Source organism: Microbacterium sp. IO18 (genome assembly GCF_049099505.1).
GTDB lineage: Bacteria > Actinomycetota > Actinomycetes > Actinomycetales > Microbacteriaceae > Microbacterium > Microbacterium aurugineum.
Window position 1 is genome coordinate 1224525 of the sequence record NZ_JBMJAF010000001.1, and the last position, 20988, is coordinate 1245512.

General features: G+C 70.1%; 19 protein-coding genes and 1 pseudogene. 10 read left to right on the top strand and 10 right to left on the bottom strand.

Translation table 11 applies throughout. The features are described from left to right. Entirely contained in the window at window positions 1-2085 is a 2085-nt protein-coding gene (gene paaZ, locus ACLF6J_RS05925) for a phenylacetic acid degradation bifunctional protein PaaZ (protein ID WP_134353224.1), read from the top strand. 265 nt (window positions 2086-2350) lie between these two features. Here the strand turns inward: paaZ and ACLF6J_RS05930 are convergent, their stop codons facing one another. The 8 genes and pseudogenes from ACLF6J_RS05930 to dhaK all read right to left on the bottom strand — a co-directional run bounded on the left by ACLF6J_RS05930 (window position 2351) and on the right by dhaK (window position 10511). Then, window positions 2351-2959 (bottom strand): TetR/AcrR family transcriptional regulator, encoded by a 609-nt coding sequence (locus ACLF6J_RS05930; protein WP_081997108.1) that lies wholly within the window; start codon window positions 2957-2959, stop codon window positions 2351-2353. An 80-nt stretch (window positions 2960-3039) separates the two neighbouring features. Beyond that, window positions 3040-4365 carry a phenylacetate--CoA ligase PaaK gene (paaK, locus tag ACLF6J_RS05935; protein WP_421076842.1) on the bottom strand — a complete coding sequence of 442 codons (1326 nt, stop codon included), beginning with the start codon at window positions 4363-4365 and terminating at the stop codon, window positions 3040-3042. A 24-nt stretch (window positions 4366-4389) separates the two neighbouring features. Continuing rightward, window positions 4390-4818 carry a hydroxyphenylacetyl-CoA thioesterase PaaI gene (gene paaI / locus ACLF6J_RS05940; protein WP_134353223.1) on the bottom strand — a complete coding sequence of 143 codons (429 nt, stop codon included), beginning with the start codon at window positions 4816-4818 and terminating at the stop codon, window positions 4390-4392. 113 nt (window positions 4819-4931) lie between these two features. Continuing rightward, a complete protein-coding gene (locus ACLF6J_RS05945; RefSeq protein ID WP_134353222.1) occupies window positions 4932-6218 on the bottom strand; it encodes a sensor domain-containing protein in 1287 nt (428 codons plus the stop codon). Window positions 6219-6364: 146 nt separating this feature from the next. After that, window positions 6365-8035, bottom strand: a complete 1671-nt coding sequence (gene ptsP / locus ACLF6J_RS05950; protein ID WP_421076891.1) for a phosphoenolpyruvate--protein phosphotransferase — start codon at window positions 8033-8035, stop codon at window positions 6365-6367. Window positions 8036-8143: 108 nt separating this feature from the next. Continuing rightward, a pseudogene (locus ACLF6J_RS05955) lies at window positions 8144-8878 on the bottom strand (HPr family phosphocarrier protein); the annotation flags it as partial. Beyond that, on the bottom strand, window positions 8878-9519 hold the full coding sequence (gene dhaL, locus ACLF6J_RS05960; protein WP_047522755.1) for a dihydroxyacetone kinase subunit DhaL: 642 nt from the start codon (window positions 9517-9519) through the stop codon (window positions 8878-8880). The pseudogene ACLF6J_RS05955 and the gene dhaL, both read right to left, overlap by 1 nt. Further along, window positions 9519-10511, bottom strand: coding sequence for a dihydroxyacetone kinase subunit DhaK (gene dhaK / locus ACLF6J_RS05965; protein ID WP_047522754.1), 993 nt, complete (start codon window positions 10509-10511; stop codon window positions 9519-9521). The genes dhaL and dhaK overlap by 1 nt, the downstream gene beginning before the upstream one ends. 158 nt (window positions 10512-10669) lie before the next feature. Between dhaK and ACLF6J_RS05970 the strand changes: the two genes are divergently transcribed. Next, on the top strand, window positions 10670-11437 hold the full coding sequence (locus tag ACLF6J_RS05970) for an IclR family transcriptional regulator (protein WP_047522738.1): 768 nt from the start codon (window positions 10670-10672) through the stop codon (window positions 11435-11437). A gap of 20 nt (window positions 11438-11457) precedes the next feature. Here the strand turns inward: ACLF6J_RS05970 and ACLF6J_RS05975 are convergent, their stop codons facing one another. Then, complete coding sequence (locus ACLF6J_RS05975) at window positions 11458-13581, bottom strand: RecQ family ATP-dependent DNA helicase (protein ID WP_134353220.1); 2124 nt, start codon at window positions 13579-13581, stop codon at window positions 11458-11460. 61 nt (window positions 13582-13642) lie between these two features. Between ACLF6J_RS05975 and ACLF6J_RS05980 the strand changes: the two genes are divergently transcribed. From ACLF6J_RS05980 to ACLF6J_RS06015, 8 genes are all read left to right on the top strand, one after another. Next, window positions 13643-14062: a pilus assembly protein CpaE gene (locus ACLF6J_RS05980; protein ID WP_421076843.1), complete on the top strand. Its 420-nt coding sequence runs from the start codon at window positions 13643-13645 to the stop codon at window positions 14060-14062. An 85-nt stretch (window positions 14063-14147) separates the two neighbouring features. Next, window positions 14148-15122: a 1,2-phenylacetyl-CoA epoxidase subunit PaaA gene (gene paaA / locus ACLF6J_RS05985; protein WP_134353218.1), complete on the top strand. Its 975-nt coding sequence runs from the start codon at window positions 14148-14150 to the stop codon at window positions 15120-15122. Further along, window positions 15122-15427: a 1,2-phenylacetyl-CoA epoxidase subunit PaaB gene (gene paaB / locus ACLF6J_RS05990; RefSeq protein WP_029262355.1), complete on the top strand. Its 306-nt coding sequence runs from the start codon at window positions 15122-15124 to the stop codon at window positions 15425-15427. The genes paaA and paaB overlap by 1 nt, the downstream gene beginning before the upstream one ends. After that, a complete protein-coding gene (paaC, locus tag ACLF6J_RS05995; protein WP_134353217.1) occupies window positions 15424-16275 on the top strand; it encodes a 1,2-phenylacetyl-CoA epoxidase subunit PaaC in 852 nt (283 codons plus the stop codon). Before paaB ends, paaC begins: the two co-directional genes overlap by 4 nt. Then, a complete protein-coding gene (paaD, locus tag ACLF6J_RS06000) occupies window positions 16269-16763 on the top strand; it encodes a 1,2-phenylacetyl-CoA epoxidase subunit PaaD (protein WP_134353216.1) in 495 nt (164 codons plus the stop codon). Before paaC ends, paaD begins: the two co-directional genes overlap by 7 nt. 1 nt (window position 16764) lies before the next feature. Continuing rightward, window positions 16765-17928, top strand: coding sequence for a 1,2-phenylacetyl-CoA epoxidase subunit PaaE (paaE, locus tag ACLF6J_RS06005; RefSeq protein ID WP_047522723.1), 1164 nt, complete (start codon window positions 16765-16767; stop codon window positions 17926-17928). A 13-nt stretch (window positions 17929-17941) separates the two neighbouring features. Further along, the gene (locus ACLF6J_RS06010) at window positions 17942-18712 is read left to right on the top strand and encodes an enoyl-CoA hydratase/isomerase family protein (RefSeq protein WP_134353215.1); all 771 of its coding nucleotides are present in this window, start codon (window positions 17942-17944) and stop codon (window positions 18710-18712) included. Between the two features lie 76 nt (window positions 18713-18788). Beyond that, a complete protein-coding gene (locus ACLF6J_RS06015; RefSeq protein ID WP_134353214.1) occupies window positions 18789-20312 on the top strand; it encodes an ATP-dependent DNA ligase in 1524 nt (507 codons plus the stop codon). Between the two features lie 7 nt (window positions 20313-20319). On the opposite strand, the gene ACLF6J_RS06020 is transcribed toward ACLF6J_RS06015, so the two are convergent. Beyond that, complete coding sequence (locus ACLF6J_RS06020) at window positions 20320-20829, bottom strand: phosphoribosyltransferase (RefSeq protein ID WP_134353213.1); 510 nt, start codon at window positions 20827-20829, stop codon at window positions 20320-20322. Window positions 20830-20988: the final 159 nt, after the last annotated feature.

The following is a 20988-nucleotide window of genomic DNA, read 5'->3' on the forward strand; positions in this document are numbered from 1 at the left end:
ATGACGGAGATCCTCCCCAGCTATCTGCAGGGAGCCTGGTGGACGCCCGGCACCGATACCGACGCGGCCGAGGTGCGCGATGCATCGACCGGCCGGGTCGTCGCCCGCGTCTCGACGGAGGGCATCGACCTCGAGGGCGCGCTCACCTATGCCCGCCGGGCAGGACAGGCCTCGCTCGGTGAGCTCACGTTCCATCAGCGCGCCGTGCTCCTCAAGCAGCTCGCCCTCGCCCTCACCGCGCGCAAGGAGGAGCTGTACGAGATCTCGAGCCGCACCGGCGCCACCCGCCAGGACTCGTGGGTCGACATCGACGGCGGGATCGGGGTGTTGTTCGCGTACTCCAGCAAGGGACGCCGGGAGCTCCCGAACGCGAAGGTCTATGTCGACGGCGGCATCGAGAACCTCTCCAAGGACGGCTCCTTCCTCGGTCGGCACATCTACACCCGACTCCCCGGTGTCGCGGTACAGATCAACGCGTTCAACTTCCCGGTCTGGGGGGCGCTGGAGAAGTTCGCCCCCGCCTTCCTCGCGGGCGTGCCGACGGTGGTGAAGCCGGCCACCCCGACCGGGTATCTGGCAGAGGCCATGGTGCGGATCATGGTCGAATCGGAGCTCCTGCCCGAGGGCTCGCTGCAACTCGTCTCCGGCGGCGTCCCCGGACTCTTCGAGGCGCTCCGGCTGGGAGACCTCGTGGCCTTCACCGGGTCCGCATCGACCGCCGAACGGCTGCGCGCCCACGATGCGGTGCAGACCGGCGGCGTGCGCTTCACGAGCGAGACCGACTCGATCAACGCCTCGATCCTGGGGACGGACGCGGTCTCCGGGACCCCCGAGTTCGAGGCCTACGTCCGACAGCTCGTGGCCGAGATGACCACGAAGGCCGGGCAGAAGTGCACCGCGATCCGACGCGCGATCGTGCCGGCCGAAGCTGTCGACGACGTCATCCGCGCCGTGCAGGCCCGCCTTTCGGAGCGCGTCGTCCTCGGCGACCCGCGCGCCGAGGGGGTCACGATGGGACCGCTCGCCTCGACCGCCCAGCGCGACGAGGTGCTGCGCCAGGTGTCGCGCCTGCAGGAGGGCGGCGGCGAGCTGGTGGTCGGATCGACCGACGCACCGAACGTCCGTCACGACGACGGCAGTGAGGGACCAGCTCCGGACGGCGCATTCGTCGCGCCGATGCTGCTCCGCTTCGCCGATCCCGAGAGCGCGGCGGTCAACGAGATCGAAGCGTTCGGCCCGGTCTCGAGCATCCTCGGCTATCGCACCCTCGACGAAGCGAGTGCTCTGGTCGCCCGCGGTGGCGGATCGCTGGTGACGAGTGTGGCGACGCACGACCCCGAGGTCGCTGTCGCCCTGACCACCGGAATGGCCGCCTACAACGGTCGTGTCCTGTTCCTCGACCGCGATGACGCCCGAAGCTCGACGGGTCATGGCTCCCCGCTCCCGAACCTCGTCCACGGAGGGCCGGGGCGGGCCGGCGGCGGCGAGGAGCTCGGGGGCATCCGCGCCGTCCTCCATCACATGCAGCGCACCGCCGTGCAGGGCTCTCCCACCATGATGACGGCCCTGACCGGGGTGTGGCACCAGGGGGCGGACGCGCGTCCGTACCAGGAGAGCGGCGGTATCCACCCGTTCCGCAAGTCCCTGGCCGAGCTCAGCATCGGGGACCAGGTCGTGAGCGGTTCCCGCACCGTGACCCTCGACGACATCGAGACGTTCGCCGCTTTCACGGGCGACACCTTCTACGCGCACATGGACGAGACCTCGGCGGCGGCGAACCCGTTCTTCCCCGGTCGTGTCGCCCACGGGTACCTGCTCGTGTCGTGGGCGGCGGGGCTCTTCGTCGATCCGGCACCCGGCCCCGTGCTCGCGAACTCCGGGCTGGAGAACCTGCGCTTCGTGACGCCCGTCTCCCCCGGCGACGAGATCCGTGTCGAGCTCACCGCGAAGCAGATCACCCCGCGCGAGACCGACGAGTACGGCGAGGTGCGCTGGGACTCGGTGCTGAAGAACCAGCGTGATGAGATCGTCGCCACCTACGACGTGCTCACCCTCGTCGCGAAGCAGCAGGCGGAGGCTGCCTGAGTCCGCTCGACACCCTCTCCCGCCCCGAGGCCCCCTTCCCCCTTCCGTCGTCGAGGCCCCCTTCCGTCGTCGAGGCCCCCTTCCCGCTTCCGTCGTCGAGACCCCCTTCCGTCGTCGAGGCCCCCTTCCGTCGTCGACGCCCCCTCGAGTCCGCGTCGCCCCAGCGGGGCGTCGACGACAGGACGGGGCGTCGACGACAGGACGGGGCGGCGGGGTGGCGGGGCGGCGCGGGTGGCGGGGTGGCGGGGTGGCGGGGTGGCGGGAGTCAGCGACGACGCAGTCCGTCGAGCGCGATGGCCACGACGTCGTCCGCCAGCCGATCCGCGCCTTCCCTGCCCCCGGGTCGGTACCACTCGACGATCGAGTTGATCATGCCGAAGGTCAGGCGGGCGACGACGCTGGCGTCCATGTCGGCGCGCAGCGCGCCCTCAGCCTGCGCCTCGGACACCAACGCCGTGATCCGACGATCGAAAGCGCGACGACGGGTCAGCGCTCGGCGCTCCACCTCGGTGTTGCCGCGCACCCGGAGCAGCAGCGTGACCGCCGGCAGCTGCGCGATCAGGACGTGCACGGCGCCGCGGAGCACATGCTCGAGTCGTGCCACGGCGCTGGCCTCGACCGCCGAGGCAGGAAGCGGGTCGTCCACCACGGCCTCGAGTCCGCTGAGCGCCGCATCGAGAGCGAGGTCGAGGATCTGGTCCTTGGACCCGAAGTGGTGGTAGATCGCGGACTTCGACAGTCCGAGCCGCTCGGCGAGCATGCCGATCGACGTGGCGTCATAACCGTGCTCGTTGAAAGCGGCGACCGCGACCGCGAGGATGCCCTGCTGGTCGTATCCCGGGCGGCCGCGTCGTGTGCTCTGCATCTCTGACATCATGCACAGTCTCGCATCCGATCGTGCCGTGCGGCGGGAGCGGTGGCCGCGAGGCGTGCTCGGCCACCGCTCCCCCCGCGTCAGCGCAGGTCGTAGACCCGCTTGTACTTGCCCTCGCTCCGCGGCAGGGTGCCCGGCTCCTCGAGCTGGACGGCGACCGTGGAGCCGACGAACACCTTGATCCGCTGCGCCAGCACCTTCGCCGCGCTGGTGCAGGTCTCGACCGAGAGGTCGGGGTGCCGCTCGATACGCACGGTCATCGTGTCCATCCGGCCCTCCTTGGAGAGCTCCAGGATGAAGTGCGGGGTCAACTGCTCGATGCCGAGCACCAGTTCCTCGATCTGCGTCGGGAAGAGGTTCACGCCCCGCAGGATGATCATGTCGTCGTTGCGCCCGGTCACCTTCTCCATGCGCCGCATGCCGGGCCGAGCGGTCCCGCGCAGGAGCCGGGTGAGATCGCGGGTGCGGTAGCGGATGACCGGGAAGGCCTCCTTGGTGAGGGAGGTGAACACGAGTTCTCCGAGTTCGCCGTCCGGGAGCGCGGCCCGGGTCTCGGCGTCGATGACCTCCGGCAGGAAGTGGTCCTCCCACAGGTGCGGGCCGTCCTTGGTCTCGAGGCACTCGTTGCCCACACCCGGTCCCATCACCTCGCTGAGCCCGTAGATGTCGAGGGCGTCGATGCCGAGTCGCAGTTCGAGCTCCTGCCGCATCTCGTTCGTCCACGGCTCCGCTCCGAGCACCGCGACCCGGAGCGAGGTCGAGCGCGGGTCGATGCCCTGCGCGACCATCGCGTCCGCGATCGTCAGGAGATAGCTCGGCGTGCAGAGGATCGCGTCCGGCTCGAAGTCGCGGATGAGCTGCACCTGTCGCGCGGTCTGGCCGCCGGACATCGGGATGACCGTGGCTCCGAGCGCTTCGATTCCTGCGTGCGCACCGAGCCCACCGGTGAAGAGGCCGTAGCCGTAGGCGTTGTGCACCTTCATCCCCCGGCGGATGCCGCTGGCGCGCAGTGACCGAGCGACGAGCGATCCCCAGCGATCGAGGTCGCCGCGGGTGTAGCCCACGACGGTCGGACGCCCCGTGGTGCCACTGGACGCGTGGATGCGAGCGACGTCCTCCATCGGAACGGCGAACATGCCGAACGGGTAGGTCTCGCGCAGATCGTCCTTCGTCGTGAACGGCAGCCGCTCGACATCGGCGAGGGTGCGGATGTCGTCGGGGTGTACTCCGGCGTCATCGAACTTGCGCGTGTACAGGGGCACGTTCGCGTAGGCGTGCCGCACGGTCTGCTGCAGGCGGGTGAGCTGCAGGTGCTCGATCTCCGCTCGACTCATGCGTTCCTCGGCGTCGAGCTCGTCGGCCGAGGGCGGGTGGATGCGGGTGGATGCGGCGGTCGTCATCGACACGGGAGACTCCATCGGATCGGGGGGTCAGAAGGTCTGGTTGGTGGTGCGCGAACGGCCACGGAACTCCGCGACCGTGTCGCCGAGCTCATCGACCACGGTGACGTCGTAGATGCCGGAGCGGCCGGTGCGGGTGCGGCGGACGGCCGTCGCGGTCAGCGTCTGCCCGGCGACCGTGGACTTCAGGAACGAGATGTCGGCGCCCGCGGCGACCGTGACCCGGTCGTCCTCGTTGCAGGCGATCGCGAACGCGGTGTCGGCCAAGGCGAACACGAAGCCCCCGTGCGTGATGTGGAACCCGTTCGTCATGTCGTCGCGCACGCGCATCGAGACCACGGCGTGACCGGGGTCGTCGCGCTCGACGACGAGTCCGAGTGCGGCCGAGGCCTGATCGCGCTCCATCATCGCGCGGTTCGCCCGCACCGCATCCGTGGTGCGCGCCATCGCTTCCGTCATCGTCGACCTCCTCGTCGCGTGGTGTCGCGGCAGCGGTGCCCCGACAGGCTCATACTAACTGAACGATCGGTTAGTAATGAAGCCCGACGCGAAGATCGATCGGCGGAAGCGTCTCAGCCGAAGATCAGTGCGGTGCGCAACGTGGCATCCTCCAGTGTGATCCCGGTGATCACGGCGCCGTCGTCGCCGACCGAGTCACGGTCGAGACGGAAGCGCAGCGTCACACCCTCTCGGGTCGACCACTCGTAGAAGTACTCCCCCGACGAGACGATACGAAGGTCCGTGCCTTCCGGGAATGCGGCGACGGCGACGGAGACGGGATCCCCGACCTTCACACCCTCCGCGGAAGGAAGTGCCGCTGCGTCATCCGCCCGATCGCCGACGGTGTTCGCGATCCCCACGGTGAGGGCGGAGACCAGCGTCCCGCCTTCCTGCGTTTCGAGCAGCAGCGACGCGGAATCATCTGCGGCGATCAGTCGCGTCGGTCCCCCTTCCCACTCGGATTCCTGGATGCGGGCTCCGGGCACCGCCGCGATCGCCTCGTCGAGGTCGACGCCCAGCCGCACCGGCCCGACACCCGCCGAAGTGATCTCCCAGGCGCTCCACGGCGCGGCCGGGTCGGCTGCCGCGGGCGTGTCGACGGGCGCAGGAGGGTTCGCCGTCAGCTCGTCGATCAGCATCCGCCGCGCTTCTTCCGCCCGGTCGCGCAACAGTGCGGCGGCGGCCTCGGTGTCGAACGCCGGCTCGCCGGTGAACGGCTGCCACACCTCGACGATCACGTTCCCGACCGAGACGTAGCTCTTGTAGAGGCTGTGGCCACCACCGGTCGAGTAGGTGATGATCAGCGAGCCGGCAAGGGCTCGGATGCCGCCGTCGCCTTCTGCTGTCGAAGACGCGAAAGTGGCCGGTCCGCCGAACTCGAATTCGACGCACTGCGCCGCCGCATCGACATACTGATCCATTCGGGCCTTCGCGGCCTCTTCGTCGGCGAACTGGAGCACGTGGAGCCACCCGTCACTCCCCTCCTCCGCCGTCGTCCAGGTGACGGAGCGCGCACCGATCGACCCCAACGAGGTCTCGGCCGCGAGCGCGCTGCAGATCGCGGGAACAGGCTCGGGGCCACCTCCATCGGAGACCTGGATCAGGGAGGAGACCGCCGGGCTGACCTCTCCGACATCGGGGAGCATGGCCGCGATCTCGTCGGCACTCAGGAGGAACCAGTCCAGCTCGTCTCCGACGAAGGCGATCGGCCCCGCATAGGGATCGGGTGTCGGAGCGACCGGAGCGGTGCTGGGCTCCGGCGTCGATTGCGGAGTGGGCGCGCAGCCGGCGAGCGCCACCAGGACACCCGCCGCCAGAGCACCGATCACGCTCTTTCCGACCGACAGCTTCTGCGACATGTGTCCCCTCCGACTCCTCTTCGGCGTCCGATCCGACACCCTGTTTCCGACGAGCCTAGGGCGAGGCCGCCGACCGGCGACGAGCGCCCGGGATGTCGATATCGGAATGAGACGGTGAACATTCCCCGCCGGGCATGAATCCGGGGTCAGAGAAGCTCGGCGTGGGTCTCCCCCGTCCTCGCCACCGCCCTCGCCTCGTCGACGGTGCGTGCGCCGAGCACCGCTTCGGCAGCCCGGCGGCAGTCCTCCTCGCTCACCACGGAGAGGGCCTCGGCGACGCGGCCGAGCGACCGCGGAGTCATCGACAGCGAGGTCGCACCCAGGCCCACGAGAACCGGGGCGAGTGCGGGGTCGCTCGCGGCTTCCCCGCACACTCCGACGGACTTCCCGGCCGCCCTCCCCGCCTCGCCGACGATGCCGATCAGGCGCAGGACGGCCGGCTGCCACGGGTCGTTCAAGTCGCCGAGATCACTCAGGAGGCGGTCGGCCGCGAGCGTGTACTGGGCCAGGTCGTTCGTTCCCAGACTCACGAAGTCGACCACCTCGAACAGCTCCGCGGCGAGCAGCGCGGCCGAGGGAGTCTCGATCATGATGCCCACGCGCTCGATCCCCGCAGCGCGAGCCCGCTCGGCGAACTCCCGCGCTTCTTCGACCGTCGCGACCATCGGAGCCATCACGTCGACCTGCGCCGACTCCGCTTCTGCGGCCCGGGCGAGCGCCCGCAACTGATCGTCGAGGAGCTGCGGACGACGACGCGCGATCCTCAGACCGCGGACCCCCAGGGCCGGGTTGTCCTCGTGATCCGCATTCGCGAACGGGAGAGGCTTGTCACTTCCGGCATCCAGCGTCCGAACGACCACCTTGCGGCCGGGGAAGGCAGCGAGCACGCCGCGGTATGCGGCGGTCTGTTCCTCGACCGACGGGGCGTCCGCCCTGTCCAGGAAGCAGAACTCCGTCCGGAACAGCCCCACGCCCTCCGCGCGCGCTGCCGCCGCGTTCACGGCGTCCGCGGCCCCTCCGACGTTCGCGAGCAGCGCGACGCGGTGTCCGTCTGCGAGACGCCCGGTCCCGTCGAAATCCACCGCGGTCGCCGCTGCCGCAGCTTCCGCGACCCGTGACTCCGGCGGGTCGACCTCGACCGTGCCGCGGCCGCCGTCGACGAGAAGCGTCGCCCCGACAGGAATGCCGACGGCGCCGGCCACACCGACCACCGCGGGAAGCCCGAGCGAGCGAGCGATGATCGCCGTATGGGAGGTCGGACCTCCCTGCTCTGTCACGAGGCCGACGCACCGCCCCTCGCCGAGCGTCGCCGTGTCGGCAGGCGACAGGTCGGTCGCGACGAGCACGAACGGCTCCTCACGCTCCGGCACCCCCGGCATATCGACTTGGAGGATCTCGGCGATGATCCTGTCGCGCACGTCACGGATGTCCGCCGCGCGCTCCGCCATGCGACCGCCCAGTGCCGTGAGGCCCTTCTCGTGCGCCAGGCCGGTCTCCCACACGGCGCGCGCGGCACTGCGCCCCTTCGCGCGGACCAGCGCGGTCGCCTCGGAGACCAGCTCGGGATCGGAGGCGAGCAGCCGCGACGCATCGAGGATCGCCCGCGCCTCCCCCGTGGCCTGCGCGGTGCGCGTCCGCAGCTGATCCGCCACCGCCACGGCCGCCCATTCGATCGCCGACACTTCGGCATCGCGCTCCTCCACCGCGATGACGGTGTCCGCATCGGGTTCGGCGACGGCCGGCGCGAGGTGCACGACGGGGGCCGCGACCCGACCGGGGCTCACCCCGCGTCCGCGCAGCACGGCACCGGAGGCGATCGTGACCGGGGCGTCCTCGACAGCGGCGGAGCCTTCGGTGGGGGCAGCCGGGGCGGGGGCGGGCGCTGCCGCGTCGGTTCCCTCGCCGAACCCGTCGTCGAACAGCGCGGACAGCCGCTCCGCCACGGTGGCGGCCTGCGCCCCTCTCACCGTCAGTTCGATCTCATCGCCCTGCCGCGCGCCGAGGATGAGGAGACGCGAGAGGCTCGCCGCCGACGCATCGGGTCCGTCGGGAAGTCGTCGCAGCCGCACCTCCGCCCCTGCGGACGCCTCGGCGATCAGGGCGGCGGGGCGTGCGTGGAGCCCTTGCGGATTGCGCACCCGCACACGACGAACGAGCGCCTCGCCTGCGTCCTCGACCGTGGAGGACGACGCAGCATCCGATGAATCCGTCGCGGAATCGGGTGCGGGCGCGGCGTTTTCCGGGACCCCGAGCTGCCCGGTCTTCGCCCCGAGCGCGGAGGTCGCCTCGGAAGCCACCGCATCCAGGTCGCTCCCCGCCGCGGCCGAGACGACGGCGGCGAGCAGCCCCTCCACGAACGGCGCGGGAGCGAGCCGGACCGGTACGTCGCTCGCGCGCAGTTCGAGCGCGAGTTCCGCACTCAGCACCGCCGACCCGAGGTCCATCAGGACCAGGACTCCCTCGCAGTCCGCAGCCAGCTCGTCGATCGCCGCGGCCACCGCCACGGCATCCGTTCCGAGGACCGGCACGCCGTCGCCGTCCAAGCCAGCGCCCGCGGCCACCCGCACGCGCACAGCGGGCCCCTGGACCATCTGCAGGGCAAGCTCCAGTGCCGCCTCCCCGAGCCGTGCGCTGTGGGAGACGGCGACGATACCGATCATCAGGCGCTGCCCGCGACCGCCGCGGCGAGCGTGTCGAAGAGGATCGCCGTGGACGCCGCCCCGGGGTCGAGGTGACCGGCGCTGCGCTCGCCGAGATAACTCGCCCGTCCCTTGCGTGCGACCAGCGGCAACGTGGCGTCTCGGCCCTTCTCTGCGGCATCGGCCGCGGCGGTGACGGCGTCCGCGACGGTCGAGCCCTCGGCGAGCGCGGCGTCCATCGCGTCGACGGCCGGTGCCATCGCATCGAACATCGTCTTGTCCCCCGCTTCGGCCTTGCCCCGCGCGACGATGCCGTCGAGCCCCGCACGCAGCGCGGTCGCGAGGGCAGGGCCGTCGAGCTCGGACACCGCGCCCGCGGTCATCCCCATCCGCAGGAAGAAGGTGCCGTAGAGCGGCCCACTGGCCCCACCGACGGAACTCACCAGGGTCATGCCGACCGTCTTCAGCAGCTCATCGATCGTTCCGGGTGCGCCCCCTGCGAGCTTCTCGCCGACGGCACTCATCCCTCGGGCCATGTTCGCACCGTGATCGGCGTCGCCGATGGCCGAGTCGAGTTCCGTGAGCCAGTCACGCTTCTCGGTGACGGCCGTGCCGAACCGCGAGACCCAGTCGGCGAGGACGGCGGTGTCGACAGCAGCCATCAGGCGCCCCACCGCAGACCGGGGGTGTTGACCGGCGCGTCCCACAGACGCAGCAGCTCGTCGTCCGCCTTGAGCACGGTGACCGAGCATCCCGCCATGTCGAGCGAGGTGATGTAGTTGCCCACGAGGTTCCTGGCGATCTGGACCCCGGACTTCTCGAGGATCGCCGCCACCTCGCCGTACATCAGGTAGAGCTCGATGAGGGGTGTCGCGCCCATGCCGTTGAGCATCACGATCGAGGGGCCGGTGGCGTCGAGGTCGGCGAGGATCGGCTCGACGAGCTGCCGCGCGATGTCCGCCGCGGGAGCCAGCGGTTCACGGTGACGGCCCGGCTCGCCGTGGATGCCGATGCCGATCTCCATCTGGTCGTCCGGCAGATCGAAGGTGGGCTTCCCTGCCGCGGGCACGGTGCAGCTGGTGAGCGCCATGCCCATCGAGCGGCCCTGCCCGTTGATCTTCTCGGCCAGCGCGACGACGGCGGCGAGATCGCGGCCCTCCTCCGCAGCGGCTCCGACGAGCTTCTCGAGCAGCACGGTCAGACCGACACCGCGACGCCCCGCCGTGTACAGGGAGTCCTGCACCGCGACGTCGTCGTCCACGGTGATGCTGCCGACCTCGATCCCCTCCATCGAGGCGAGCTCGGCGGCCATCTCGAAGTTCAGCACGTCACCCGTGTAGTTCTTCACGATGTGGAGCACACCGGCCCCGCGATCCACGGCCTTGGTGGCCACCTGCACGCGGTCCGGCGTCGGGGAGGTGAACACCTCTCCGGCGACCGCGGCATCCAGCATCCCGGTTCCGACGAAGCCGCCGTGCAGCGGCTCGTGACCGGAGCCGCCCCCGGAGACGATCGCGACCTTGCCCTGTGCCTTCGGCGTCGCGCGAGTGATCACGTGGTTCTCGAGGTCGACGGAGAGCTCGGGATGAGCGAGCGCGACCCCTCTCAGAGATTCGACGAGAACATCTTGCGGGGCGTTGATGAGCTTCTTCATCATTCGATCTCCTTTGATCCTTCGTGGTCTCTTTCGCAAAATCCGAAAGGAATTCGTTAATGTCGAATATGCTCGGAGCCAGCCGGGTTGTCAAGATCATTCGTGAAGCCCGGCTCCACTGACACCGGCTCGACGACGCACCGGAAGGAGGGCTCCCCGTGATCCAGGCGATCGACCGCGCGGCGAAGATCCTCGAACTGCTCCAAGGAGCACGCCATCTCGGCATCACCGACCTCGCCGCAGCGCTCAGCCTGCCGCCGTCGACCGTGCACGGGATCGTCAAGTCGTTGCGCGCGCACGGGCTCGTCGCGAAGGAACGCGGGGGCCAGCGCTACATGCTCGGGCCGACGCTCCTGCGCCTGAGCAACGTGTACCTCGACACCCTCGATGTGCGCGCGCGGGCGATGCGATGGACGCAGGAACTCGCACGGCGCACGAACCTCTCGGTGCGGCTGGGTGCCCCGCACTTCACCGATGTGCTCGTGATCCACCACAACCTGCGCCCCGACGACAGCCAGCAGATGCTGGAGACCGGGGTCGCGATTCCCGCGCACGCCTCGGCGATGGGCAAGGTCCTGCTCGCCTACGACCAGGGCTTCCAGCAGAGCGTCTTCGAACAGCCACTGCGCAGCCTCACCGGCGACACGATCACCGATGTCGCACGGTTGACCCTGGAACTGCCGTCGATCGCCGAGCGCGGGACCGCCGGTGAGTTCGACGAAGCCGTGCTCGGGGAATCCTCGCTCGCCGCACCGGTCGCCGATGCCTCGAACGACATCGTCGCAGCCGTCGCCGTGGTGCTGCCCACCTCGCAGACCCCGGCCTCGGACGCGATCCTCAACGCCCTCCGGGAGACGGCCCGCAACATCTCACGCGAACTCGGTGCCACCACCTGGCCGCCGCGCGTCGCGCCCGCCGACGACTGACCGCCGCCGACGGGCCCGCGTCATCCGCGCAGCGCCAGCGCGAAGGGCAGCACCTCGGTCGCCCCGGCCTGTCGGAGCACGCGGGCCGCGACCGTCATCGTCCACCGGCTGTCCACCAGGTCATCCACGACCAGCACGGGCCCCGACGGCACCTCGAGGTGCTGAGCGCTCAAGCGATCCCAGAGTCCGGCGAGACGGAAGACACTGTTCCCGCCCGGTCCGCCGGAGGGACCGCCGCCGAGGGGCTCGAGCGCACCGAGGTACGGCAGGCGCCCGACCTGGGCGAGACCGCGGGCGAGTGAATCGACCATCACGGGGTGCGAGCGCGATGGCAGAGCGACGACGGCGACCGGCCGCTCGGCCCACCCCCACCCCGCGAGCACACGGATGCACGCCTGGAGCAGCTGAGGAGTGACCTCGGTGTCGGGGGCGCCCGCGGCGAAGATCTCACGCAGAGCCCCTCCCCAACCCAGATCGGTGAGGCGCGCCAGCGCCCGCCCCTCACTCGCCTGCTCGTCGGCGGGGATCCTCCCCTTGACCGGCACCTCGAGCCGGTCGGCGCCAGTCGGCCAGGCACGACGGGGCTCGATCGGGACACCCACCCGGTCGAGGGACTCCGCGGCCTGCGAGCTCGCGGACTCCCCGACCTCCTTCGGGAACCATCCGCCTGCACAGTTGTCGCACCGCCCGCACGGCGCAGCCGTGTCATCGTCCAGCGCCCGCTGCAGGAACTCCATGCGGCACCCGTCGGTCTGCTCGTACTCGATCATGTGCTGCTGCTCGGCGAGACGCTCGGCGGCGATCCGTTCGTAGCGCTCCGCGTCATAGCTCCATGGTTCGCCCGTGGACACCCACCCGCCCTGCACGCGCCGGACCGCTCCGTCGACGTCGAGCACCTTGAGCAGCAGTTCGAGAGGCGTGCGGCGGATGTCGACCATCGCCTCGAGCGCCGGTGTCGAGATCGGGGTGTCTCCGAGGGCGCCGATGACCCGCTCCGCGCGCTCACGGTCGGGCATCGACGCCGTCGCGAAGTAGTGCCAGATGTCGCGGTCTTCGACGCCGGGCAGCAGCAGCACGTCGGCGCTCTCACTCGCACGACCGGCACGGCCGACCTGCTGGTAGTACGCCACGGGTGACGACGGAGCACCGAGGTGCAGCACGAAGCCCAGATCGGGCTTGTCGAACCCCATGCCCAGTGCACTCGTGGCCACCAGCGCCTTGACCTCGTTGCGCTTGAGCAGGCCTTCGGATTCGGCGCGTTCCTCGGTGTCGGTCTGCCCGGTGTAGGCGCGCACGTCGTGACCGTGGTCGCGCAGCAGGCGGGCGGTGTCGACGGCGGCCGCGACGGTCAGCGTGTAGATGATGCCGGAGCCGGGGAGGTCATCGAGGTGGCTCAGCAGCCAGGCGAGGCGGCTCGTCGAATCGCGTAGGCGCAGCACACCCAACCGCAGCGATGTGCGCGCGAGCGGTCCGCGGATCGTGAGCACCGGTTCGGCGGCCGCTTCGCCCGAGGGCTGGAGGGCGCCGAGCTGCTCGGCGACGTCGGCGACGACGCGGCTGTTCGCCGTGGCGGTGGTCGCGAGCACCGGCACATCGGCGGGCATCTGCGCGATGAGGTCACGCAGGCGTCGGTAGTCGGGACGGAAGTCGTGCCCCCAGTCGCTGATGCAGTGCGCCTCGTCGACCACGAGCATGCCGATGCGACGCACCAGCGCGGGGAGCTGCTGCTCGCGGAACGCGGGATTGTTGAGCCGCTCGGGTGAGACCAGCAGCACGTCGACCTCGTCGCGGTCGAGCTGCGCGAGCACATCGGTCCATTCATGGGCGTTCGTGGAGTTGATCGCGACGGCCCGGACGCCGGCCCGTTCGGCGGCGGCGATCTGGTCGCGCATGAGTGCCAGCAGCGGCGAGACGAGCACCGTCGGTCCGGCCCCCTGCCTGCGCAGCAGAAGCGTCGCGACGAAGTACACCGCCGACTTCCCCCACCCCGTGCGCTGGACCACGAGCGCCCGACGGCGCGCCTCGACCAAGGCCTCGATCGCCTCGTACTGGCCGTCGTGGAAATCGGCGTCGGGGCGGCCGACGAGTTCGCGCAGGGCGGCGAGTGCGGCCTCGCGGGTGTCGGCGGAGACGGAGGAGGTCATATCCCCCACTCTGCCCCACGCCGCCGACACGGTCGGCGGTCCCGTCGTCTAGCGTGGGGAGATGATCACACGCGAGCTCGCCGTCGCCCTGCGAGAGGCCGGGCTCGTCTGGCATCCCGCCGAGGGTGACCGCTTCCAACTCGACCTGCCGGACGAGGTCGAACTCGACGCCGAGGCCGACGTCTTCACGGTCAGCGAGATGACGATCGAGGCCCGACAGACGCCGAGTGGCACGGATCTGGCGTTCAACGGCACGACGGAGTGGGCGCTCGATGCGGTAACGCTCGCGGACGCCGTGTGGCTGCCGAGGGAGGACCAGCTGCGCGAGCTGCTGCGTGGCACGTTCCGCGCGCTGGTGCGCCTCGACGACGCTTTCCGCGTCGACATCGAGATCGCCGACGCCGCGCTCTCGTTCGAGCATCCGGATCCGGCCGAGGCGTACGGGCGCGCACTGCTCACGTTGATCTCGCGCTCGCACTGAGCACCGTCTTGAATCCGATGCTCCTCTGTGTCAGAATTACCTAACGATCGGTCAGTAAAGATGACCGGATGTTGAGGAGTCGACGATGACCAGTCCTGCAGACCTGTCCCTGGTGGGCGACCTCTCCGATGAGGAGCGTCTTTTCGACGAACTCATCGCGAACGAACAGCGCATCGAACCGCGCGACTGGATGCCGGACGCCTACCGCAAGACTCTCGTCCGCCAGATCTCGCAGCACGCGCACTCCGAGATCATCGGGATGCAGCCCGAGGGCAACTGGATCACCCGCGCCCCGAGTCTGAAGCGCAAGGCGATCCTGATGGCGAAGGTCCAGGACGAAGCCGGCCACGGTCTCTACCTGTACTCCGCCGCCCAGACCCTGGGCACCACCCGCGACGAGATGATGGATCAGCTCATCAGCGGCAAGGCCAAGTACTCCTCGATCTTCAACTACCCCACGCCGACCTGGGCCGACATGGGCGCGATCGGCTGGCTGGTCGACGGTGCCGCGATCTGCAACCAGGTGCCACTGTGCCGCGCATCCTACGGCCCCTACGGCCGTGCGATGGTGCGCGTGTGCAAGGAGGAGTCCTTCCACCAGCGGCAGGGCTTCGAGATCCTGCTCACCCTGATGCAGGGGTCCGAGGAGCAGCGCGAGATGGCCCAGGACGCCGTGAACCGGTGGTACTGGCCGAGTCTCGCGATGTTCGGACCGCCCGACGACCAGTCCCCCAACTCGGCCCAGTCGATGAAGTGGAAGATCAAGCGGTTCTCGAACGATGAGCTGCGCCAGCGCTTCGTCGGGATGCTCGTGCCTCAGGCCGAGATCCTCGGAGTGACCCTGCCCGACCCCGACCTGCGCTTCGACGAGGAGACCGGCCAGTACGTGATCGGCGAGATCGACTGGGACGAGTTCTTCGAGGTCGTGCGCGGCAACGGCCCGTGCAATGCCGAGCGCCTCGAGCGCCGGCGCACCGCGCACGAAGAGGGCGCATGGGTCCGTGAGGCCGCGGCGGAGTACGCACGCAAGCAGGCTCTCAAGACCAAGGCGGTGGCATGATGGCGACGCCGGGAGCGGACGAGCGGGAGCCGTGGCCGCTGTGGGAGGTGTTCGTCCGCGCGAACCGCGGGCTGAGCCACGTGCACGTCGGCTCACTCCATGCGCCGGATGCCGAGATGGCGATCCGCAACGCGCGTGACCTGTACACGCGCCGCGGGGAGGGCGTCTCGATCTGGGTCGCACCGGCGGAGGCGATCACCACGAGCGACCCCGACGCCAAGGGCGCCTACTTCGAGAGCCCGGCCGGCAAGAACTACCGGCACGCCGTGTACTACACGGCTTCCGAAGGAGTGCCGCACCTGTGAGCGCCCCGCACCCGGAAACCGCGCACGAGGAGATCGACGTCCACGGCGACGTCTCGGTCGACGAGCTCCGCCTTTCGCAGGAGCTCTCCGGCACAGGCGCGATCGCCGCCTCCGCCGACATCGCCGAGTACGCGCTCCGCCTCGGCGACGACGCGCTCATCCTGTCGCAGCAGCTCGGCGCCTGGATCTCCCGGGCGCCGGAGCTGGAGGAGGATGTCGCGCTGGGCAACATCGCCCTCGACCTCCTCGGCCACGCGCGGTCTTTCCTTCACTACGCGGGGTCGTACGACGGCCGCAGCGAAGACGAGCTCGCCTTCTTCCGCGATGAGCCCGAGTTCCGCTGTGCGTGGATCGTGCAGCAGCCCAACGGTGACTTCGCCCAGACGATCGCCCGGCAGTTCGTCGTCGCCACCTTCATGTTCGAGCTCTACTCCGCACTGCGCGCCAGCAGCGACGAGACCTTCGCGGCGATCGCCGAGAAGTCCCTCAAAGAGGTCGACTACCATCGCGATCACGCCGTCCAGTGGGTCCTGCGCCTCGCCGGCGGCACCGAGGAGTCGCGCGCCAGGATCATCCGGGCACTCGGGGATGTCTGGCCGTATGTCGACGAGCTGTTCCGCGACGACGACCTGATCGACCGGCTCGGCGCTGCGGCCGTGCGTCCGTCGAGTCTCCGTGCCGGTTTCGACGGCGTGGTCGACACCGTCTTCGCCGAGGCGGAACTGTCGGTCCCTGCCGTCATGCCGTCCTCGGCCGGCGGGAGGCACGGCGCCCACGCCACCCCGCTCGGTCACATCCTCGCCGAGATGCAGGTGCTCGCACGACGGCATCCGGGGGCGACATGGTGACGCTCACTCCGACGCAGGCTGCCTGGCGCATCGCCGCCGCCGTCCCCGACCCCGAGGTGCCCGTCCTCACGATCGAGGACCTCGGTGTGCTCCGTGCGGTCGAGGTCGACGGCACGCGGGTCCACGTCGACATCACCCCGACCTACAGCGGGTGCCCTGCGATGGACACGATCCGCGACGACGTGGTGCTCGCCCTCACCGCGGCCGGCTTCGAGGAGGTCGAGGTGCGCCTGGTCCTCTCCCCCGCCTGGACGACGGACTGGATGACGGATGCCGGCAAGACCAAGCTCGCGGAATACGGCATCGCGCCGCCCTCCGGCCGCGCCGCCGTGTCGACCGGTCCCATCCGCGTCTCGCTGAGCGTGCGCTGCCCCCGGTGCGGCTCGCTCGACACCCGTGAGGTCTCGCATTTCGGCTCGACCTCGTGCAAGGCACTGTTCGAATGCCGTGCCTGCCTCGAGCCCTTCGACCATTTCAAGGTGCACTGACATGTCGCTCTTCACCTCCGCTCCGCCGCCCGTTCCGCGCGCAGCTGCGCCCCGCGCCGCCGCACCCCGCACGCGCGCCCGGTTCCACACGCTCGTCGTCGAAGACGTGCGTCCGCTCACTGACGACTCGGTCGAGGTGACCTTCACCGTGCCGGCGGCCCTCGCCGACGAGTACGACCACCTTCCCGGTCAGTACGTGGCGCTGCGCACGACCCTCGACGGCACCGAGGTGCGGCGCTCCTACTCGCTGTGCCGCGCCCCGGAGCACCGTGACGACGGACAGGACACCCGGCTGAGCGTCGCCGTGAAGCGTGACGAGGGCGGGCTCTTCTCCACCTGGGCCCAGACCGGCCTGCACGCCGGATTCGAGATCGACGTGATGAGCCCCCAGGGCACCTTCACCTCGGCGCTCGACGACCTCGATGACCGTCACGTGGTGGGGATCGCCGCCGGTTCCGGCATCACACCGCTGATGGCGCTCGCGCACACGGTGCTGAACCGGTCCGACTCGTCGCGGTTCACCCTGCTGTACACGAACCGGGCGACGCTCGACGTGATGTTCTTGGAAGACCTCGCCGACCTCAAGGACCGCTACCCGACCCGGCTCGTACTGCACCACGTGCTGTCCCGTGAGCAGCGCGCGGCGCCGGTGCTCTCCGGGCGGATCGACGAAGAGAAGCTCCGCACGATCCTCGGCACGCTCATCCCGCCCTCGACCGTCGACGAGTGGTTCCTGTGCGGGCCGCTCGCCCTGGTCGATCTCTGTCGCGAGGTGCTCGCCGACGTCGGAGTCGATCGCTCCCACATCCGGTTCGAACTGTTCACGACCGGTGACGAACCGGCACGTGCGGCCCGGCCAGTGCAGGTGCGTGCCGGTGAGAAGACCGTACGCATCGAAGTCACCCTCGACGGCGTCTCCTCGACGGTGGAGAGTCCGGTGGATGCGCATGAGTCGGTGCTCAACGCGGCGTTGCGCGTGCGCCCCGATGCCCCGTTCGCCTGCGCGGGCGGCGTCTGCGGGACCTGCCGCGCCCGGGTGCTCGAGGGCAGCGTCACCATGACCGAGAACTACGCCTTGGAGCCCGACGAACTCGAGCGCGGATTCGTGCTCACCTGCCAGTCCCATCCGACCAGCGACCGCGTGGTCGTGGACTACGACGTCTGACCCGGAGGCCCCCATGATCGACCTCGCCATCGCCGACGACGTCGCGACGATCGTGCTGAACGCGCCGTCGAAGCTGAATGCGCTCGACGAGCGGGCCCTCTCCGAACTGGAATCCGCATACATCGAGGCGGAAGGCGCAGGGGTGCGGGCGCTCGTGCTCCGCGGAGAGGGGCGCGCCTTCTGCGCCGGCCGTGACATCTCCGGGGTCGACCCCCGGGACGACGATGTGCTCGGTTACCTCGGCGGCCTCGTGACGCCGCTGCTGCAGCGCATGTCCCGGTTCCCCGCCCCGACGTTCGCGGTCGCCCACGGCGCCTGCCTCGGCGTGGGGCTCGGTCTCCTGATCGCGACCGATGTCGTGTACGTGGCCGAGTCGGCGAAGGTCGGCTCCCCGTTCGCGGCGCTCGGTGCGACGCTCGACTCCGGCGGCCACGCACTCTTCCTCGACCGGCTCGGCGCGCACAAGACGCTCGACCTGATCTACACGGGGCGCCTGATGAGCGGGGCCGAGGCCGTGGCGTCCGGCCTCTTCGCCCGCGTCTTCCCCGACGACGAGGTCGTGCAGGCGACGACCGATGCCGCTGCCGCCGCCGCGCGCGGAGCCACCGCAGCCTTCCTCGCGAGCAAGGAGCTGGTCGCCCGCATCCGAGACGAGCGGCTCACGCTGTGGGATGCGGTGGGCATCGAGAACGCCGCGCAGGCCGCCCTCTGCGACACCTCCGACTACCGTGAAGGGTTCGCCGCCTTCCAGGAGAAGCGGAAGCCGGAGTTCCGCGGGTACTGAGCGCGCCGGTCAGCGCGGACTCGGAACGTCGTGACCGACCGGCACCGATGTCGGACGCCGGTGCGAGAATGCCCAGATGATGCTCGCAGAGCTGGTCACCACGGCCGATCGCGTCGGGGCCACGTCGTCGAGGCTCGCCAAGATCGACGCCCTGGCCGAGCTGCTCGCGCGCGCGGATCCATCCGAGCTGCCCGCGCTGATGGGACTGCTGCTCGCCTCGCCGCGGCAGGGCCGGCTCGGCGTCGGATGGCGCGGACTCACGGCTCTCGACATCACGCATGCCGACGATCCCTCGCTGAGCGTCGGAGACGTCGATGCCGCGCTCGACGTGCTCGCCACGACCTCCGGTTCCGGTTCGGCCGCCGCCCGCACCGGCATCCTCGTCGATCTGGCTGCGCGTGCCACCGCCGCCGAGTGGGACTTCCTGGTTCGCGCGATGCTCGGCGAGCTGCGCACCGGGGCCCTGTCGGGAGTGCTCCTCGATGCGATCGCGCGGGCCTCCGACCGTCCGGCCGCCGTCGTGCGCCGCGCGGCGATGTTGTCGGGCGACCTCGGTGAGACCGCCCGCATCGCCCTCACGGGAAGCGCAGAAGACCTCGAGTCCGTCGGACTGCAGGTTGGGCGCCCCGTGCTCCCGATGCTCGCGGCGACCGCGGCGACGACGACTGCGGCGCTCGAGATCACGGGTGAGGCGTCGGTCGAGTACAAGCTCGACGGCGCCCGCATCCAAGTGCACCGTCAGGGAGACGACGTCGGCGTCTACACCCGGAGTCTGGCCGACATCACGCACCGTGTGCCGGAGCTCGTCGAGATCGTGCGTGCGCTTCCGGTGAACGATGTCATCCTCGACGGCGAGACGCTCTCGCTCGACGAAGACGGAGGGCCGCGCCCGTTCCAAGAGACGATGTCGCGGTTCGGGGCCGAGGTGTCGAGAGACCTCGTGCTGCGGCCGTGGTTCTTCGACGTGCTGCACGTGGACGGGCGCGACCTGCTCGACGAGCCGCTCTCCGTGCGGCTGGCCGAGCTGGAACGCGTGGCCGGCGACTGGCGGATGCCCGGGCTCGTCACCGCCGATCCGGAGGCCGCCGAGCGTCTCTCGCGCGACGCCCTCGCCGCGGGCCATGAGGGAGTCGTGGTCAAGGCGATCGACGCCCCCTACGCGGCCGGTCGCCGAGGCAAGTCCTGGGTCAAGGTCAAACCCGTGCTGACCTTCGATCTGGTGGTCCTCGGCGCGGAGTGGGGTTCCGGCCGCCGTCGCGGTTGGCTCTCGAACCTGCACCTGGGCGCCCGCGACCCGGAAGGCGAGTTCGGCGACCCCGGCGGGTTCGTCATGGTCGGCAAGACGTTCAAGGGCCTCACCGATGAGCTGCTGAAGTGGCAGACCGAGCACTTCCCCGAGCATGAATCGCACCGCACGGCGTCGACCGTGTTCCTGCGCCCGGAGATCGTCGTGGAGATCGCGATCGACGGCGTGCAGCGCTCCCCGCGCTATCCGGGGGGTCTCGCCCTGCGCTTCGCACGGGTCAAGGGGTACCGGGACGACAAGTCGCCGAGTGAAGCCGACACGATCCAGGCGCTTCGGGCGCTGCTGCGCGGGTGACGCGCGATCAGGCCGAGGGCGCCAGCCCGAGATCCTCTTCGCGCACGGTGCCGCGGAAAGACCACGGGAAGTTGATCCAGAGGTCGGTGTCCTTCCAGGCGAAGTCAGGCTGGATGATGGTCGACGGCTTGGTGTAGATCGTGACGGACCGCACGTCGGCACCCTTGTCCTTCAGCAGTTGCACGGCGAGCGCGAGCGTACGCCCGGAGTCGGCGACGTCGTCCACGAGCAGCACCCGGCGTCCGTCGAGGTACGCCATGTCGAGCTCCGGCGGAAGCACCTCGGGCGCATCGAGCACGGTGCCGATCCCGGTGTAGAACTCGACGTTGATCGCACCACAGTTCTTCGCGCCGAGACCATAGGCGATGGCACCGGCCGGAAGCAGACCGCCTCGCGCGATGGCCACGATCACCTCCGGCTCGAAGCCGCTGGCGAGGATGTCCCGTGCCAGATCACGCGTCGCCGCTCCGAAGCCATCCCAGGTGAGCGTCTCGCGCTCGATCGATGCATCTGTCATCTGAGCATTCTCCCGCATCGGCCGGCACCCCTCCGCCGGTAGAATGGGCGGGTCCGGCCACGCCGGTGCCTGAAAAAGAGGCACGAAGCACTCCACGACGACGCGGAGGCGAGACACATACGGATCCCGCAGTTCCTCCGTCCCTGTCTCGAAAGGCTT

Coding starts and splice junctions, on each gene's coding strand:
- paaZ (WP_134353224.1), top strand. CDS start 1: ATGACGGAGATCCTCCCCAGCTATCTGCAGGGAGCCTGGTGGACGCCC.
- ACLF6J_RS05930 (WP_081997108.1), bottom strand. CDS start 2,959: ATGTCAGAGATGCAGAGCACACGACGCGGCCGCCCGGGATACGACCAG.
- paaI (WP_134353223.1), bottom strand. CDS start 4,818: ATGACGGAAGCGATGGCGCGCACCACGGATGCGGTGCGGGCGAACCGC.
- ACLF6J_RS05945 (WP_134353222.1), bottom strand. CDS start 6,218: ATGTCGCAGAAGCTGTCGGTCGGAAAGAGCGTGATCGGTGCTCTGGCG.
- dhaL (WP_047522755.1), bottom strand. CDS start 9,519: ATGGCTGCTGTCGACACCGCCGTCCTCGCCGACTGGGTCTCGCGGTTC.
- dhaK (WP_047522754.1), bottom strand. CDS start 10,511: ATGAAGAAGCTCATCAACGCCCCGCAAGATGTTCTCGTCGAATCTCTG.
- ACLF6J_RS05975 (WP_134353220.1), bottom strand. CDS start 13,581: ATGACCTCCTCCGTCTCCGCCGACACCCGCGAGGCCGCACTCGCCGCC.
- ACLF6J_RS05980 (WP_421076843.1), top strand. CDS start 13,643: ATGATCACACGCGAGCTCGCCGTCGCCCTGCGAGAGGCCGGGCTCGTC.
- paaA (WP_134353218.1), top strand. CDS start 14,148: ATGACCAGTCCTGCAGACCTGTCCCTGGTGGGCGACCTCTCCGATGAG.
- paaB (WP_029262355.1), top strand. CDS start 15,122: ATGGCGACGCCGGGAGCGGACGAGCGGGAGCCGTGGCCGCTGTGGGAG.
- paaD (WP_134353216.1), top strand. CDS start 16,269: ATGGTGACGCTCACTCCGACGCAGGCTGCCTGGCGCATCGCCGCCGCC.
- paaE (WP_047522723.1), top strand. CDS start 16,765: ATGTCGCTCTTCACCTCCGCTCCGCCGCCCGTTCCGCGCGCAGCTGCG.
- ACLF6J_RS06010 (WP_134353215.1), top strand. CDS start 17,942: ATGATCGACCTCGCCATCGCCGACGACGTCGCGACGATCGTGCTGAAC.
- ACLF6J_RS06015 (WP_134353214.1), top strand. CDS start 18,789: ATGATGCTCGCAGAGCTGGTCACCACGGCCGATCGCGTCGGGGCCACG.
- ACLF6J_RS06020 (WP_134353213.1), bottom strand. CDS start 20,829: ATGACAGATGCATCGATCGAGCGCGAGACGCTCACCTGGGATGGCTTC.